The organism is Streptomyces krungchingensis, from assembly GCF_054729265.1.
This window is the reverse complement of the sequence record NZ_JBPUKY010000002.1, coordinates 587,413-602,638: the sequence shown is the minus strand read 5'-3', so window position 1 is coordinate 602,638 and position 15,226 is coordinate 587,413. Positions and strand designations below refer to the sequence as shown.

General features: G+C 69.6%; 15 protein-coding genes and 1 pseudogene. 11 read left to right on the top strand and 5 right to left on the bottom strand.

Going from position 1 to position 15,226, the window contains the following annotated elements; all coding sequences use genetic code 11:
• Positions 1-897: 897 nt before the first annotated feature.
• The 6 genes from ACSYGO_RS43400 (at position 898) to ACSYGO_RS43375 (ending at position 6,267) form a co-directional block, all read left to right on the top strand.
• Positions 898-1,371 carry a VOC family protein gene (locus tag ACSYGO_RS43400; RefSeq protein ID WP_426675119.1) on the top strand — a complete coding sequence of 158 codons (474 nt, stop codon included), beginning with the start codon at positions 898-900 and terminating at the stop codon, positions 1,369-1,371.
• A 269-nt stretch (positions 1,372-1,640) separates the two neighbouring features.
• Positions 1,641-2,630: a nitrilase-related carbon-nitrogen hydrolase gene (locus ACSYGO_RS43395; RefSeq protein WP_426675120.1), complete on the top strand. Its 990-nt coding sequence runs from the start codon at positions 1,641-1,643 to the stop codon at positions 2,628-2,630.
• A gap of 74 nt (positions 2,631-2,704) precedes the next feature.
• Complete coding sequence (locus tag ACSYGO_RS43390) at positions 2,705-3,421, top strand: hypothetical protein (protein ID WP_460390096.1); 717 nt, start codon at positions 2,705-2,707, stop codon at positions 3,419-3,421.
• Positions 3,422-3,670: 249 nt separating this feature from the next.
• Entirely contained in the window at positions 3,671-4,135 is a 465-nt protein-coding gene (locus ACSYGO_RS43385; protein WP_460390427.1) for a DUF2199 domain-containing protein, read from the top strand.
• Positions 4,136-4,411: 276 nt separating this feature from the next.
• Positions 4,412-5,386 carry an aldo/keto reductase gene (locus ACSYGO_RS43380; RefSeq protein ID WP_432172832.1) on the top strand — a complete coding sequence of 325 codons (975 nt, stop codon included), beginning with the start codon at positions 4,412-4,414 and terminating at the stop codon, positions 5,384-5,386.
• A 371-nt stretch (positions 5,387-5,757) separates the two neighbouring features.
• Positions 5,758-6,267: a DUF4265 domain-containing protein gene (locus ACSYGO_RS43375; RefSeq protein WP_460390426.1), complete on the top strand. Its 510-nt coding sequence runs from the start codon at positions 5,758-5,760 to the stop codon at positions 6,265-6,267.
• A gap of 182 nt (positions 6,268-6,449) precedes the next feature.
• On the opposite strand, the gene ACSYGO_RS43370 is transcribed toward ACSYGO_RS43375, so the two are convergent.
• Complete coding sequence (locus ACSYGO_RS43370) at positions 6,450-6,878, bottom strand: hypothetical protein (protein ID WP_426675124.1); 429 nt, start codon at positions 6,876-6,878, stop codon at positions 6,450-6,452.
• Positions 6,879-7,148: 270 nt separating this feature from the next.
• Between ACSYGO_RS43370 and ACSYGO_RS43365 the strand changes: the two genes are divergently transcribed.
• Positions 7,149-8,270: a CapA family protein gene (locus tag ACSYGO_RS43365; protein WP_426675125.1), complete on the top strand. Its 1,122-nt coding sequence runs from the start codon at positions 7,149-7,151 to the stop codon at positions 8,268-8,270.
• A 76-nt stretch (positions 8,271-8,346) separates the two neighbouring features.
• On the opposite strand, the gene ACSYGO_RS43360 is transcribed toward ACSYGO_RS43365, so the two are convergent.
• A complete protein-coding gene (locus tag ACSYGO_RS43360; protein ID WP_426675126.1) occupies positions 8,347-8,796 on the bottom strand; it encodes an SHOCT domain-containing protein in 450 nt (149 codons plus the stop codon).
• 380 nt (positions 8,797-9,176) lie between these two features.
• Between ACSYGO_RS43360 and ACSYGO_RS43355 the strand changes: the two genes are divergently transcribed.
• The 3 genes and pseudogenes from ACSYGO_RS43355 to ACSYGO_RS43345 all read left to right on the top strand — a co-directional run bounded on the left by ACSYGO_RS43355 (position 9,177) and on the right by ACSYGO_RS43345 (position 10,634).
• On the top strand, positions 9,177-9,923 hold the full coding sequence (locus ACSYGO_RS43355) for an SAM-dependent methyltransferase (protein ID WP_426675127.1): 747 nt from the start codon (positions 9,177-9,179) through the stop codon (positions 9,921-9,923).
• 62 nt (positions 9,924-9,985) lie between these two features.
• Positions 9,986-10,414, top strand: a pseudogene (locus ACSYGO_RS43350) (sigma-70 family RNA polymerase sigma factor family protein); the annotation flags it as partial.
• A 97-nt stretch (positions 10,415-10,511) separates the two neighbouring features.
• Complete coding sequence (locus ACSYGO_RS43345) at positions 10,512-10,634, top strand: hypothetical protein (RefSeq protein ID WP_460390095.1); 123 nt, start codon at positions 10,512-10,514, stop codon at positions 10,632-10,634.
• Between the two features lie 465 nt (positions 10,635-11,099).
• On the opposite strand, the gene ACSYGO_RS43340 is transcribed toward ACSYGO_RS43345, so the two are convergent.
• On the bottom strand, positions 11,100-11,819 hold the full coding sequence (locus ACSYGO_RS43340) for a TetR/AcrR family transcriptional regulator (protein WP_460390094.1): 720 nt from the start codon (positions 11,817-11,819) through the stop codon (positions 11,100-11,102).
• 142 nt (positions 11,820-11,961) lie between these two features.
• Between ACSYGO_RS43340 and ACSYGO_RS43335 the strand changes: the two genes are divergently transcribed.
• The gene (locus ACSYGO_RS43335) at positions 11,962-13,092 is read left to right on the top strand and encodes an FAD-dependent oxidoreductase (RefSeq protein WP_460390093.1); all 1,131 of its coding nucleotides are present in this window, start codon (positions 11,962-11,964) and stop codon (positions 13,090-13,092) included.
• 33 nt (positions 13,093-13,125) lie between these two features.
• Here the strand turns inward: ACSYGO_RS43335 and ACSYGO_RS43330 are convergent, their stop codons facing one another.
• Together ACSYGO_RS43330 and ACSYGO_RS43325 are read right to left on the bottom strand one after the other, a co-directional pair.
• Positions 13,126-13,716 carry a GNAT family N-acetyltransferase gene (locus ACSYGO_RS43330; protein WP_460390091.1) on the bottom strand — a complete coding sequence of 197 codons (591 nt, stop codon included), beginning with the start codon at positions 13,714-13,716 and terminating at the stop codon, positions 13,126-13,128.
• 277 nt (positions 13,717-13,993) lie between these two features.
• Positions 13,994-15,034, bottom strand: coding sequence for an NAD(P)-dependent alcohol dehydrogenase (locus tag ACSYGO_RS43325; RefSeq protein ID WP_460390090.1), 1,041 nt, complete (start codon positions 15,032-15,034; stop codon positions 13,994-13,996).
• Positions 15,035-15,226 lie beyond the last annotated feature (192 nt).

Here is a 15,226-nt window from a genome sequence, read left to right as displayed (position 1 = left end):
AGCACGGCGCAGCCGGCCGACTCGCGGGCGGCGCCCGTGCTCGCCGGTGTCGGCGGCCACCGCACGGCCGCGCCTTCGGCATCGGCATCGGACCTGTCAGGGAGGCGTTTCGAGGGCGCGGAGGGAGCGTTCCGCGATCCACCAGCGGGCCGAGGTTCGGTATCGGGGACGTGTCAGGCGTTCCCCGGGCCATGGACAATGCAGTGCGTGCCCCAACTCCCCACCCCCACCTGCGAATCGTATGCAGCGCTCGGCCGTTGGTCATGCATCGACCCGGCCGACCACGTCGCGGACACCCCTGCGTCACGGAGCCGAACCACGCCGGTTGCGAACTGCCATGGGTCGGCAGATCTGAAGACGGTCGACGGTACCGAGTTCGCGGCGTCGACGCCGACGCACCTCCACGCGGAGCACGACCGCCTTCCGGCCGCGGCCTCATCGCCAGGACCGCGACGCACCGGCGCCACAGCACGTCGGCCGGGCATGCCGCCGTCGCAGCAATAGGCGCACCGAACTGCCTGCCACCGAGCATCCACGTCGCGTCGACCGAGCCGAGACCGCCCCGCAGCGGCTGATCCGAGAGCTCGATCACACAATAGGAGCACCTACTCGTAACGTGTCATAATTCCATGACGCACGCCGCTCACCTGCGGCGACAGGAAACGGAGGGCCTTGCACCCTGGCCATTAGGAGCATATGCTCCTATCTAGCCAGTGAGGGTTCGCGGATCGACTCAAGCTCTTTCGGCGACACCCGCGGGTGCACCCCGCCGACACCCCGAGGAGTCTCACCGTCCGTGATTCGATGCGCACGGACCGTCGGCCCGTATCCGCAGACCTCTCCCCCCACAGGTCCCGCACGACACGCGGGACGCGAGCAATGAAGGCAATCAACGAAATGAACATGAAACTCGAGCTCTTCGTCCTGCCCGTCTCGGACGTCGACCGCGCCAGGGCCTTCTACGAGAAGGCGGGTTTCAGGCTCGACCTCGCCAAGGACGTCACCGAGGACTTCCGGGCCGTCCACCTGACGCCGCCCGGGTCCGAGGCCTCGATCCTCTTCGGCAAGGGCCTCACCACCGCCGCGCCGGGTTCGGCCCAGGGCCTCTACCTCATCGTCACGGACATCGAGGAGGCCCGCGCCGAGCTCGTCGGCCGGGGCATAGCGGTGAGCGAGGTGTTCCACGACGACAAGGGCATCTTCTTCCACGGACACGACGGCGGAGAAGTCGTCCACGACAGCCCGGGCCAGGAGCGGCTCGCAGGGCCGCACCCCGAGCGGGCCAGCTACGGCTCCTACGCCACCTTCAGCGACCCCGACGGCAACGGCTGGGTCCTCCAGGAGATCACCCAGCGGTTCCCCGGCCGCTGACGACGCCCATCCCTGGGGGCCCGCGACTCGACCGCGGGCCCCCAGGGGTCCCGGCTCGTCCGTCTGCAGGGCCCATCGGTCCGGCGACCGGCGCGCTCCGACTGCGACTCCACGCCGCGGAGGCTTCGCCCGTACTCCGCGGCCGGCCCACGCCTCGTACCGCCTCGCTGCGGCCCTCCCACGTACGCCCCGTCCGCAGAAGCCGACAACAGCGCCGCCGCGCGCCCCATGCACCACACACCACACCCCCGACCGGAAGGCATCCACTCATGACCGTCGTTCGAGCCGCTGCAGTACAGATCAGCCCCGTGCTCTACAGCCGCGCCGGCACCATCGCGAAAGTCGTGCGGAAGATCCACGATCTGGGCGAGCAGGGTGTCCAGTTCGCGGTCTTCCCCGAGACCGTCGTCCCCTATTACCCCTACTTCTCCTTCGTGCAGCCGCCCTACATGGCGGCCACAGAGCATCTGCGTCTGATGGAGGAGGCGGTGACCGTACCGTCCGCCGACACCGATGCGATCGCCGAAGCCGCCCGGGCAGCACGGATGGTCGTCTCGATCGGCGTCAACGAGCGCGATGGCAGCACCCTGTACAACACGCAGCTGCTGTTCGACGCGGACGGCACGCTGATCCAGCGTCGCCGCAAGATCACGCCGACCTATCACGAACAGATGGTCTGGGGCCGGGGCGACGGCTCGGGCCTGCAGGCGGTGGACAGCGCCGTCGGCCGCATCGGGCAGCTCGCGTGCTGGGAGCACTACCTGCCGCTGGCGCGATACGCCCTGATCGCCGACGGCGAGCAGATCCACGCCGCGATGTATCCCGGATCCTTCGGCGGCCAGCTGTTCGCCGACCAGATCGAGGTCAACATCCGCCAGCACGCACTGGAGTCGGCGTGCTTCGTGGTCAATGCCACCGCCTGGCTCGACGCCGACCAGCAGGAGCAGATCGCCGCGGACACCGGTGGGCCCGTCGCCGCGATCTCCGGTGGCTTCTTCACCGCCATCGTCGACCCGCAGGGCCGCATCGTCGGCGAGCCGCTCACGTCCGGCGAGGGCGAGGTCGTCGCCGACCTGGACCTCGCACAGATCGACCTGCGCAAGCGCCTGATGGACTCGCGCGGCCACTACAGCCGTCCGGAACTGCTCAGCCTCCACATCGACCGCACCTCGGCGCCTCACGTCCACGAGCGCGGCACCCAGGTTCCGGGACGCCTCGCCCGCGCGGCCACGGAGGCCGGCGAGCCCGAGGCCCAGTAGCGCGGTCCCACCGGCACGCGCGGGCGGATCGCTTCGGTGACCCCACCCGACCGAGGATCAAGGAGAGTCATGCCATGGATGATCTGGTCACGACGGTCATCGAGGCGCACGGCGGTCTGGCCCGCTACAACCGGTTCAGCTCGGCCACGGTGCACTTCCGCCTCGGCGGTTCGCTGTGGCGGTTGAAGGGGCAGGAAGGGACCTTGAGTCAGGGGACCGTTCGGCTCAGCCTGCTCCGGCAGTACGCCAGCCACCACCCCTTCACCGCCGCCGGTTTGTGGACCTCCGTCACCGCCCGGCGGGTGGCCGTGGAAACGGTCGGCTGCGAGGTGACGGCCGAGCGCTTCGACCCACGCGCCTCGTTCCCGAGCGACGCACACGCCGCCTGGGACGATCTGCAGCTCGCCTACTTCACCGGGTATGCCATGTGGACGTATCTGACGTCCCCGTTCACCTTCGGCTCCCCAGGGTTCAGGAGCGTGGAACTGCCTCCCGTCGTCGAGGAAGGAGAGATCTGGAGGCGCCTGGAGGTCACGTTCCCGGAACACATCGCGACACATTGCCGCCGGCAGGTGTTCTTCTTCGACTCGGACGGCCTGCTGCGCAGACACGACTACACACCCGAAGTCGTCAACGCGGGTCCCGCCGCGCACTATCCCTCCGCGTACGAGGAGTTCGACGGGATCATGGTCCCGACCCGGCGCCGCGTCTACCGGCTCGGAGCGGACGGAACGGTGTTCCGAGAGCAGAAACTCGTCACCATCGACATCGACAGCGTCCTGTTCAACTGAGCCGACAGCGGCAGCGGCAGCGGCAGCGCTCGAACGACGAGACACCAACGCACCGGCGCGCCGGAGACCGGCAGTTGGGGTGGACGCGATCGGCGCGGCCGACGGCAACCGTCACGCACACCGGTGCGCGCGCACCGGGGCAGCCGTCCCCCCGAAGCGGCGGCAGAGCCGGTCATTAGGCTCCACGTCATGACCCTTGATCTCGGATTCACCTGCTCGTGCTGCGGAGCGCGCCACCCGGAGCTGCCGATGAACTACACGGCCGAGGCACCGGCCGTGTGGGACCCGGCTTTCGCCGACGCCGACGACTGCCTGCTCTCGTCGGACCAGTGTGTGATCCACGGGCAGCACTACTTCGTCAAGGGCCTGATCGAGATACCGGTCATCGGCGGCGACGAGGTGTTCTCCTGGGGCGTCTGGGTCTCCCTGAGCCGTGAGAGCTTCTCCCGCGCCGCGGACCTGTGGGACACGCCCGGTCGGGAGGACGAGAAGCCGTACTTCGGCTGGCTCACCACCTACCTGCCCATGTACGCGCCGACTTCTCTCTACTTGAAGACCAACGTCCATACCCGCCCGGTCGGCGAGCGCTTCTCCGTCGAGCTCGAGCCCACCGACCATCCCCTCGCCGTCGAGCAGCGGACGGGCATCACCTTGGACTGCGTTCGTGAGATCGCCGCAGCTGTCCTCCACCCCGCGAGCGACGACCAGTCTTGAGCGCGGACACACGGGTTTCGCCGGCGCCCGTCGGACTGAGCCGCAGGGCACGGCACTTCGTCGAAGTGCACGGGCCGGGTCAGGCCTCCTCGGGTCGCACGGACGTGGGGTGGGAGTTCGGGCCTATCAGGTGCGAGAAAGCCGGTCCCGGCGCAGCCCCTTACAGCCTTTGATCCTTGCTGCCCCGCAGCCTACGGTCTAGGTAGTCGACCGGTCGGTTGAGTCACGGTGCCGGTCGCTGTTCCCCTCTGATCCCGTACGAAGGCAGATCACAGCATGCGCAAGACCACCCTGGGTACCCACGGACCGCAGGTCGGCGTCATCGGCCTGGGCGCCATGGGGATGAGCTTCGCCTACGACATGGCCGCCCCACGCGACGAAGCCACCTCAGTCTCCGTGATCCACCAGGCACTCGACCTGGGGATGACCTTGATCGACACTGCCGATGTCTACGGCCCGTACACCAACGAGGAGCTCCTCGGCCGGGCTCTGGCCGACCGCCGCGACCGTGCGGTGATCGCCACCAAGGTCGGCATGGAGTGCATCGACCCGACCGGCGGCCCTGGCGGTGCCCCGCTGGTCAAGCCCAATGGACGACCCGAGCACGTGCGCGCGGCGATCGACGCCAGCCTGCGCCGCCTGCAGACCGACCACGTCGAGCTCTATCAGCTGCATCGCGTCGACCCTGAGGTCCCCATCGAGGAGACCTGGGGCGCCCTGGCCGAGGCCGTCACGGCCGGCAAGGCCCGCCACCTCGGCCTGTCCGAGGTCAGCGTCGAGCAGATCAAGCGGGCCCAGGCCGTGCACCCGGTCGCCACCGTGCAGTCCGAGTTCTCCCTCTGGACGCGCGACGTCCAGGCCGAGGTCCTGCCTTACTGCATCGAGCACGGCATCGGCCTCCTGCCCTACTCGCCGCTGGGCCGCGGCTTCCTCGTCGGACGCTTCGCCTCCTTCGACGAACTGCCGAAGAATGACCAGCGGCGGCGCCTGCCGCGCTTCCAGCAGGACAACCTGCGCGCCAACCTCGACATCACGACGAAGGTCCGTGAGGTCGCCGACCGGATCGGCGCCACCCCCGCGCAGGTCGCCCTCGCGTGGCTCACCGCCCAGGGTCCGCACGTCGTGCCCATCCCCGGCACGAAGACGCCGAAGTACCTCGCCGACAACGCGGGCGCCGCGGACGTCCAGCTGTCCCCGGCCGATCTCGACGACCTCGACGCCCTCCCGACTCCCGTCGGCGCCCGGTACTGACTCTCTCACCCCGGCGTCACCTGGCGACGACCGGCGATGCCCGCGGGGCGCGGATGACACGCCGCGCCCCGCGGTGCCGCTACCGGGCGAGCCGCATGCCTCGCGCCCGTCCTGGCGGGCCACTTCGACACTCGGCGCCGGGGCCTGAGAGAACGCCTCTTCCGTAGGAGGCCAAGGCTGCGCTCACGGCTCCGCCCGCGGACCCCCGACGGCGAATACATGAAGCCACCAACTGCTGAGCTCTGGAGGGCCGGACAGCGCGCCGGGTCGCACCGGGTACTCCGTGACGCCGACCTCTGAGCGTGTGCGATCCAAGGAACGGCCCCGAGTTGGTGGCAGCGAGAGGGGCGACCGGCTCGGCCCCGCTGCGGATGTCCGTGGTCGATTCGCGGATGATGGTCGCCATGCAGAAGGCTGCCGAGAAGATCAAGGTCTGGTTCCGGTTCGTCCCGCGCGTGGGCTGGCTCCCGCAGGACACGGAGGGTCTGTGGGCGACGAGACTCAGCACCGACACGGCCTCGGTACAGAACGCCCCGTTCCTCCAGGACGGAGTGGCTGAAGGCGACGTCGTACGGTTCCGGACCGACTCCGACGGACTGCACTGGGCCACCGGACGGGTCAGTTCCGGCGGCAACTGCACGATCCGCGTCGTACCCGTCCCCACCGGCCCGCTCGGGCGCAGCCCTCAGGCGGTACACCAGCGCTTTTCAGCGTTCCGTCTCGGCGGCGAGGTCTTCAGCAAGGAGTTTCCCATGGTGGCTTTGACCGCACCGGTCGGCGCCGACTTCGCCGGGATCAAGGCGCTCCTGACACAGGGGCAAGAGCAGGGGTGGTGGCACTACGAGGTCGGCTGCGGCACCGACGAGTGGTGGAATGCCTGACCCTGCCGTAGGGAAGCGCTGTTGGCCCTGCTCGGCGATCGGGACGGAGGCAGCGACTGACCCGTCCGCGACCGCGCGTCGTACTTCAGGACACAGCGGGCCGGGCGGCCGCCGCATGGTGGGGCACGCCGGCCGGCCACCCGGAGCATCGTGGTCGGCCGGCCCGACGAACCCGTTGCTGCTCAGCAGTTGACAGGGGGGTTGCCGGAGGCGACTCGGCAGAAGTCGACCCCGAGTCCGCCGTCCACGGTGCCGGCGTTCGGGCCGACGAAGACGGAGTCGCCGTCGGCGCCGCCGAGGATCCTGCCGTTCCCCGTGGTACCGGCGTTGGCCGTGATGAAGTCACTGCCGGTGCCGCCGTCGACGGTGCCGGCGACGAGGCCGTTGATGACGATGGAGTCGCTCCCGCCCAAGCCCTCGACCCTGTCGCCCACGGCGAGGGCGCCGCAGCGGATGTAGTCGGAGCCGGCAGTACCACTGACGGTCGTACCCGACACGGGACGGCCGTTGACCGTACATGAGGTCAGGGCTTGTGCAGGAGTCGCGGTCAGGACGAGGGGGGCGGCCACGAGGGCGGCGGCGCACAGCGTGCGCATCGCGTGTCTGATCATGCAGCGAGTGGTTCACGGTGACTTCATGATCGCAATTCTGCACCGTCGGTAACACTGCCGTCCGGGGGCGGTCCGCCGCCCGTACGGGCGGCGGAGGCTACTGGATCCCGCCCCGGGAGCGGACCGCAGTAGCTGTGGTGTTGGGCTGACCTGCCCCCAGCGCTCCATGAGCGGTGCGAGCTGCCGGGAGCCGTCCGCACACCTTCGCGCCCTACCCGTGGGACCGCGGGGACCTTTTGGATGCCGTCCGTCGAGGTCTAGCGTGGACACATGGGCGGCGGGACCTTGACGCTGTTTCTGTGCGGCGATGTCATGCTCGGGCGCGGCGTCGATCAGATCCTCGCGCATCCGAGCGATCCGCAGCTGCGGGAGGGATACGTCGGGGACGCGCGCTCCTATGTGCGGATGGCGGAGTCGGTGCACGGTCCGATCCCTGCGCCCGTTCCGTGTTCCTGGCCCTGGGGCGAGGCACTGCGCCTCCTGGACGAGAGCGCTCCGGCGGTCCGGATCGTGAATCTCGAGACGTCCGTCACGCGCAGCGACACCTTCCTCCCCGACAAGGCGATCCACTACCGGATGCACCCGGCGAACCTGCCCGCCCTCGCGGTGGCCCGGCCCGACGTCTGCGTCCTCTCCAACAACCATGTGCTGGACTTCGGCCGCGAGGGGCTGGAGGAGACGCTGGCCGCGTTGGCCCTCGCGGGACTGCCCGCGGCGGGGGCGGGGCGGACCGACGAGGAGGCGTACGCGCCCGTGGCGGTACCGGTCACGGGTGGGGGGCGGGTGCTGGTGTTCGCCCTCGGGGCCTGCTCCAGCGGTGTCCCGTCCGACTGGGCCGCGGCACCGGATCGTTCCGGGGTGGCTCATCTGCCGGAGCTGTCGGCGTCCGCGGCCGCCGATGTGGTTCGGCAGGTGCGGTCCGCGAAGCGGGCGGGCGACATCGTGGTCGTGTCCGTGCACTGGGGCTCGAACTGGGGATACGGCGTGCCGCGGGACCAGGTGCGCTTCGCCCGTGCCCTGGTGGACGGCGGCGTCGACGTCGTCCACGGCCATTCCTCGCACCACCCCCGCCCCATCGAGGTGTACCGGGACCGGCTGATCCTGTACGGCTGCGGTGACTTCGTGGACGACTACGAGGGCATCGACGGCTACGAGGAGTACCGCGACGACCTGCGGATCGCCTACCTCGTCACGGTGGCCGCCGACAATGGACGGCTGACCCGCCTGCGCCTGTTGCCCCTGCAGTCCCGCCGCATGCGTCTCGAGCTCCCGTCCGGCGCCGATCGCGCCTGGTTGTGCGCCACGCTCGACCGGATCAGTGACGGCGTACGCATCACCGAGGAACCCGACGGCTCCCTCGCGGTCACCCACTCCGCCACGCAACCGGCCTGAACCGACGGACGGGACCGGTGGCCGCGGCCGGCGGGGAACCCGGCCGGCCACGGCCTCGATCAGTATCGTCTGCTGATCAGCGAGGGCTGGGTGTGCCGACCCGGGCGGCATCCCCCGTGGGGCTGCTGCCGCTCAGGACCAGCGCCTTGGCCTGTTGGAACTCTTCCGGTGTGATGTCGCCACGGGTGCGCATCTCGGCGAGCTTCGCGAGTTCGTCTGCACTGCTGGTCCCGCCGCTCGCTGTCTCACGGACGTAGGAGTCGAACATCTGCTTCTGCGCCCGGGCGTGTTCGACGTCCCTGCGCCCCATGTCCTTGCCGCGGGCGATGAGGTAGACGAAGACGCCGAGGAACGGCAGCACGATCACGAACACGAGCCAGCCGGCCTTGCCCCATCCGCCCAGGGTGTCGTCACGAAAGATGTCGAAGACGACCTTGAAGAGCAGGAAGAACCACATGACCCACAGGAAGAACCAGAGCATGGTCCAGAAGGCGCTCAGCAGCGGATAGTCGTTCGCCAGGTACATCTGCGTGGTCCCTTCTTCTCCCGCCCGGGCTTCACCCGGATGGCGTTCTGAGCCCACGCTGCACCCGAAGAGAGCGTTCGGCCTCACACGATCCGGGTGATTCCTGCGGCCGGTCCCCGGGGCCCGGCCGGGCAAGCGACCACCGGGGAGGAAGGACGGCGCGCATCGGGCGGGTCTGCGGGGCAGGGTCGAACACGGAGAGTCACGGACGGGCGAAAAGCGATGGACACAGGTACTCGTGCGTCCTAGCCTCACCGTGGTTCGAAGGTCCCCACATCCGGATGAGGTGCGTTTGATGACGGTCCAGGCAACGGCGGCCGGCTTCGACAGGCCGTCCCTCGCGCACGTCATGACCTCATCGGACGTAAGGACCTCATCCAGTGGATCTTCCACGTAGCTTCACCATCCGCGAGCGCAGCCATCGCATCCACAACCCGTTCACCGGCGAGAAGCTGGCTGCTCTGGGGCAGGCCCTGAGCTTGGCCCCCGAGACGCGTGTGCTCGACCTCGCCAGTGGTTCGGGCGAGATGCTGTGCACCTGGGCCCGCGACCACCGTGTCGTCGGGACCGGAGTGGACATCAGCACCGAGTTCACGGCCAGGGCTCGCGCCCGGGCAGCAGAACTCGGCGTCGCAGGTCGGGTGGACTTCGTCCACGGCGACGCGTCCGGCCACGTAGCGGACGCACCTGTCGACCTGGCCGCGTGCATCGGCGCCACCTGGATCGGCGACGGACTGGTCGGCACCATCGAGCTGCTGCGTCGCAGCCTCCGCTCCGGTGGCATGTTGCTGATCGGCGAGCCGTACTGGCGTCAGGAGCCGCCGGACCAGACCACCGTCGACGCATGCCACGCCGGCACCAAGGACGACTTCCGACTGCTTCCCGAACTGATCGAACAGTTCGGTGAACTGGGCTACGACGTCGTCGAAATGGTGCTCGCGGACCAGGACAGCTGGGATCGGTACCGGGCTGCGCAGTGGCTGAACATCCGACGCTGGCTCGACCAGAATCCCGGCGACGAACTGGCCGCCGAGATGAGAAACGAGCTCTCCCGGGAGCCGGCCCGCTACGCCAGGTACGAGCGCGAGTACCTCGGTTGGGGAGTCTTCGCACTCATGGCCGTCTGACGTTCGCGTCGAGGTCGGGTCCGGGAGCGTGCTCCCGGACCCGACCTTCCCGTCAACTGCCCACCGGCGCGACCAAGATGCTCGCGTCCCGCGCCCGCAGAAAGGCGCGGGTGACGGAGCGGGCGCCGGTTGCGGGGCCGGAGCAGCGCAAGGTGGTCCAGGCGTTCCTGGCGGCCGCCCGCCGCGGCGACTTCGAGGCGTTGCTGCAGGTGCTCGATCCCGAGGTGAGGCTGACCGTCGACACCGCGGACGGAGTGGTCGTCAGGCTCGGCGCCACCACGGTCGCCGCCGGAGCGCAACTGGCGGGCGGCGGGGCCGCAGGCGGGCGGGCGGTACTCGTCAACGGTCGTCCTGGAGTGCTTTCCTGGCGCGAGGACGGCACTCCGCTCTCGGTCCTCGTGTTCACCGTCGTCGGCGGCCGGATCACCGACATCGCGGTCGTGATCGACCCGGGCGCGCTCGCGCTGATGGACCTCCCGGATCCGGCATGACCCGCCACGACCCGCCGTCGCCGCCCGCCACGTCATCGCCGCGGGCAAGGGCAACTCCGACCCTTCGGTGGCTCCAGGCGTGACGGGGGTGGGGCGAATGGCAGACGACCAGCCGTCGTACCTGTTCAGCGGCGCGTCGATGGGTGCAGTCGGCTGCCGCTACGCGACCTTGTCCGACGAGCGGGGCGGCACGGGTCCCCGGCACCACTGTGATGGCTGAGCAAAGTGGGGTACGCGGCCCTGCATGACAGCAACGGCCGAACTTCCTGAGCGCTCGTCGGCGGTGCGGGGTCTGCGCCGCATTCGCGTCCTCTATGCGGGAGGGACCGTCTTGTGGGCGGTCACTGCCGCGTACGCGGGATGGACGCACCCCGGGACCCGGCAGATGTGGGTGTCCCTTCTCCTTCTTGCAGTCTTCGCCGGCCTCTTGGTCACGACGTCCATCTGCCTGCGCAAGCCCGTGCCCTCCCGGCCGGTCCCGGCTCGCAGCCGCCCGGTGCGTCAGCACTCGACCGCAACCGCCCGCCACGCCGGGGCCTAGCGCGCCGGCCGTAGAGGGTGCCCGCCCGCACTCAGCAGTAGGTGAAAGGGCGAGCGGCGACTGCGCTGTCGCGGCAGGCCCAGAGTGGGCCGGGGAGGCCACGCCGGACGGCATCACCCCCGGAAGCGCGCTGGCGGTGCGGGGTCAGTCGGCCGACAGCGGGCGAGCGGTGGCTCCGCCAGTTCCGGTAGCTCCGGTGATTCCGGTGATTCCGGTGAGAATGAGGTCGATGCCGGCCAGGAACTCTTCCTCGTCGTCGTGCTTGCGGAGTTGGCCGGCGACGTTTCGGGTGAACGCGTACTGATCGGCGTCGAGTTCTGCCCATTCCGTCGCGACGGCGTCGAGGAAGTCGGACCGGTCCGTGTCGGGTCGGACCGCTCGGACGTTCGCCGCGTTCTGGCCCGCCACTCCGAGGATGTAGTTCAGCAGCGCGGACGCCGCGGTGAACTGGGCGGCTTCGGGCACTCGGAGTGCCTGGACCTGGCGTCCGATGTGCTCGAAGACCCGCAGCATCGGCGACTGCCACGGTGTGCGGGCGAACTGCGTGCCGACCCACGGGTGGGCGTCGATCGCTTCGAACACGCCGAGCGCGAGGGCGCGGATCGCTTCCTGCGGGCCCGCGTCGGCGTCATGGCCGGTGATCGTGGTGTCCACGACGGCATCGGTGGCGGCGGCCAGCAGTTCGGCCTTGCCGGCGACATGCCAGTAGATCGCCCCTGGTCCGGTCGCGAGGCGCTCGGCCAGCGCACGGAACGTGAGGCCGCTCTCGCCCACCGTGTCGAGCAGTTCGACGGCGGCGCTGACGATGCGCTCGCGCGAGAGCGGTTCCTGCCGTCGTTCGGGGCGACGCGTCCTGGTTGCCATACGGTCATTCTAGCCATCCTGGAACATCGTTCCAGCTTGACAATGCCTGGAACGTCATTCCACCCTGGGTTCGCTGGAACGGCGTTCCAGCGGTGACCTGCCGGGTGTCCGCCCAGCGGTCCGCGCTCAGGAAGGAACCACCATGACGACTGTCACGATCATCGGCGCCGGGCTCGGCGGCCTCACGCTCGCCCGCGTCCTGCATGTCCACGGAATCCCGTCCACGGTCTACGAGGCGGAACCCTCCCCGACGGCGCGCACGCAGGGCGGGATGCTCGACATCCACGACCACACCGGTCAGCCGGCTCTCCAGGCGGCGGGCCTGATCGACGCGTTCCGCGGCATCGTCCTGGAGGTCCGCCAGGCCATGCGGGTGCTCGACCGCGACGGGACCGTCCTGCTCGACGAACCGGACGACGGCACGGGTGGCCGTCCCGAGGTGCAGCGCGGCGAGCTGCGGCGGATCCTGCTCGACTCGCTCCCGGCCGGCACCGTCCGGTGGGGGCACAAGGTCGGTGGTGTCCGCGCCCTTGGCGGGGGGCGTCACGAGGTGACCTTCTCCGACGGCGCCACCGTCGAAACGAGTCTGCTGGTCGGCGCGGACGGCGCGTGGTCCCGGGTCCGGCCGCTGCTCTCCGACGCGACACCCGAGTACATCGGCAGGTCGTTCGTCGAGACCTACCTGTTCGACGGCGACACCCGGCACCCGGCCGCCGCGAAAGCGGTCGGTGGCGGTTCATTGTTCGCGCTCGCGCCGGGCAAGGGGATCCAGGCCCACCGGGAGAGCGGCGGGACGCTCCACACCTACGTGGCGCTCTCCGAGCCGCAGGAGTGGTTCGCCCGTATCGACTTCACCGATTCCGCCGCGGCGACCGCGCGGATCGCGCGGGAATTCGAGGGTTGGGCACCGGAGGTCACCGCGCTGATCACCGAAAGCGACACCGCTCCGGTCCTGCGCGCTCTCCACGCCCTGCCGGTCGAGCACCGGTGGGAGCGGGTGGCGGGGGTGACGCTGCTCGGCGATGCCGCGCACCTCTCGGCTCCGAACGGCGAGGGCGCCAACCTGGCCATGTACGACGGTGCCGAACTCGGCAAGGCCATCGCCGCACACCCCGACGACGCCGAGGCGGCGCTCACCGCGTACGAGCAGGCCCTGTTCCCCCGCAGCGCCGCGGCCGCCGCCGAAGGCACCGACCTCCACGAGCTCCTCTTCGGCGACCATGCGCCCCACAGCCTGGTCTCCATGCTCACGGAGCACGCGCAGCCCCGCTGAGGCACTCGGCCACCTGGCTTCAGATACCCCCTGTCAGAACCGCGACGTTCCCTCGTGGCAGTGGGAGGCCCCTTCCACTGCCGTATGCCGCAGCCAGCGAGCGTCTATCTCACGGCCGTCCGGCAGGGTGAAGCGAGGCGGGCCGTCGTCCGCCACGAATCCGGCGCTCGTCAGCGCCCGCGCGGATGCCGCGTTCGCCGCTTCGTGAGCTGCCTGGACGCTCGGCAGCCCCATGTGGGTGTGAGCGAACAGTGCAGCCGACCGGAACAGCTCGGCTCCCAGGCCCAGACCGCGGGCGTGCGGAGCCAGTGCTCCGCCGATCTCCCCGGTATCGGTGGAGAGCTGCAGGGTCGCCGCGTATCTTCCGTCGTCGAGGCGCACACCTATGAGCCGCTGCGTCTGGTCCGCGGGAGGCTCGAAGGGTTCGGTCAACAGGCGGCGCGGGAGCAGGGACGGGAAGCACATGTCGGCGTCCCCGGGACGCAGCTCGGTCAGGGCCTCACGGATGTGGTCGTCGGCTATGACCTGGTCGGGACCCCAGCCGAGCCATCGCTGCGCCTCGGGGTCCGAGCACACGGCCCAGGAAGCGGCGCGATCCAGCATGGTCTGCGGTGTGTAGAACATCAGGTGTTCCGTGTGCAGGGTGTGCCGTCGGCGCCTGCACACACCGGGCCGAGGGAGCTTGGGCCTCGACCGCCGGCGCCGCTTCAATGACCAGACCATGCGCCCTTCCCGAAGGCCCGCGGCCAGGTCGGCCGGATCGCTTGTGTCGGAGTCTCGTCATGCGTTGCGACAGCTACAGCGGCGGCAGCGGCAGCGGCAGCGGCAGCGGCAGCGGCAGCGAGCATAGGAGCAGTGCGCAGCTCGGGCCGGGGCGCCGCGCTGCACACTCACGTGACGGTCACAAGGTCGCGGTGTCGATCACGAACCGGTACCGGACGTCGCTGTTGGCGACCCGCTCGTACGCCTCGTTGATCTGGCCGGCCTCGATCAGCTCGATCTCGGCGCCCAGTTGGTGATCGGCGCAGAAGTCGAGCATCTCCTGGGTCTCTTGGATGCCGCCGATGTTGGAGCTGGTCAGGCTGCGGCGGTTGCCGAAGATCGAGGCGAGAGAGACCTGCACCTCTTCTTCGGGGATGCCGACGTTCACCAGGGCTCCGCCCGTCCGCAGGAGGGAGAGGAAGGCCGCGTAGTCGAGCGGCACCGAGACCGTGTTGATGATGATGTCGAACGAGCCGACGAGGTCGGTGAACGTCTTCGCGTCGGCGGTCGCGTAGTAGTGGTCGGCACCCAGGCGCAGGCCGTCGTCCTTCTTGCGAAGGGACTGCGACAGCACGGTCACCTCCGCGCCGAGGGCATGCGCGATCTTGACGCCCATGTGCCCGAGCCCCCCGAAGCCCACGACAGCGACCCTCTTGCCGGGGCCCGCGTTCCAGTACTTCAGCGGGGAGTAGGTGGTGATGCCGGCACACAGCAACGGGGCGGCCACGTCCAGAGGCAGGCCGTCGGGGATGCGCAGGACGTAGTTCTCGTCGACCACGATCTTCTGGGAGTAGCCGCCGTACGTCGGCTGTCCGTCCTTGCCGATCGCGTTGTACGTCCAGGTCGGTTGCTCGAGGCAGTACTGCTCCAGTCCCGCCTTGCAGTTCTCGCATCTGCGGCAGGAGTCGACCATGCATCCCACGCCGACCCGGTCGCCCACGGTGAACCGGGTCACCTTGGTGCCGACTTCCGACACCACGCCGGTGATCTCGTGGCCGGGGACCATGGGGAAGATGCCGTCGCCCCAGCCCTCTCGGACCTGGTGGATGTCCGAGTGGCAGATACCGCAGAATTCGATGTCGATCAGGACGTCGGATTCGCCGAGCGGGCGGCGCTCGATGGTGGTGCGCTCCAGGGGAGCCTTGCCTACGGGTGCAGCGTATGCGGTGACGGTGGTCATACCGGGAGCCTTCGCGCGTGGGGTGGGGCCGACCGTCCAGCCGGACGATTGGCGATTCTGCGGACTGCACGGCGAGCCGGGCTGCACACAGGGGATCCGCCGCGCTGGGCGCGTCCCGCCTGATGGTCACCCGGCCTTCGGTCAGCCATGGGCTTGATTGACACCATTCGTCATTCTCGCGACATCGGTCGG

Bases quoted from the DNA above. Each gene is read 5' to 3' on its own strand.
- ACSYGO_RS43400 (WP_426675119.1), top strand. From the start codon at position 898: ATGAACATGAAACTCGAGCTCTTCGTCCTGCCCGTCTCGGACGTCGAC.
- ACSYGO_RS43395 (WP_426675120.1), top strand. From the start codon at position 1,641: ATGACCGTCGTTCGAGCCGCTGCAGTACAGATCAGCCCCGTGCTCTAC.
- ACSYGO_RS43390 (WP_460390096.1), top strand. From the start codon at position 2,705: ATGGATGATCTGGTCACGACGGTCATCGAGGCGCACGGCGGTCTGGCC.
- ACSYGO_RS43385 (WP_460390427.1), top strand. From the start codon at position 3,671: ATGAACTACACGGCCGAGGCACCGGCCGTGTGGGACCCGGCTTTCGCC.
- ACSYGO_RS43380 (WP_432172832.1), top strand. From the start codon at position 4,412: ATGCGCAAGACCACCCTGGGTACCCACGGACCGCAGGTCGGCGTCATC.
- ACSYGO_RS43375 (WP_460390426.1), top strand. From the start codon at position 5,758: ATGTCCGTGGTCGATTCGCGGATGATGGTCGCCATGCAGAAGGCTGCC.
- ACSYGO_RS43370 (WP_426675124.1), bottom strand. From the start codon at position 6,878: ATGATCAGACACGCGATGCGCACGCTGTGCGCCGCCGCCCTCGTGGCC.
- ACSYGO_RS43365 (WP_426675125.1), top strand. From the start codon at position 7,149: ATGGGCGGCGGGACCTTGACGCTGTTTCTGTGCGGCGATGTCATGCTC.
- ACSYGO_RS43360 (WP_426675126.1), bottom strand. From the start codon at position 8,796: ATGTACCTGGCGAACGACTATCCGCTGCTGAGCGCCTTCTGGACCATG.
- ACSYGO_RS43345 (WP_460390095.1), top strand. From the start codon at position 10,512: ATGGCAGACGACCAGCCGTCGTACCTGTTCAGCGGCGCGTCGATGGGT.
- ACSYGO_RS43340 (WP_460390094.1), bottom strand. From the start codon at position 11,819: ATGGCAACCAGGACGCGTCGCCCCGAACGACGGCAGGAACCGCTCTCG.
- ACSYGO_RS43335 (WP_460390093.1), top strand. From the start codon at position 11,962: ATGACGACTGTCACGATCATCGGCGCCGGGCTCGGCGGCCTCACGCTC.
- ACSYGO_RS43330 (WP_460390091.1), bottom strand. From the start codon at position 13,716: ATGTTCTACACACCGCAGACCATGCTGGATCGCGCCGCTTCCTGGGCC.
- ACSYGO_RS43325 (WP_460390090.1), bottom strand. From the start codon at position 15,034: ATGACCACCGTCACCGCATACGCTGCACCCGTAGGCAAGGCTCCCCTG.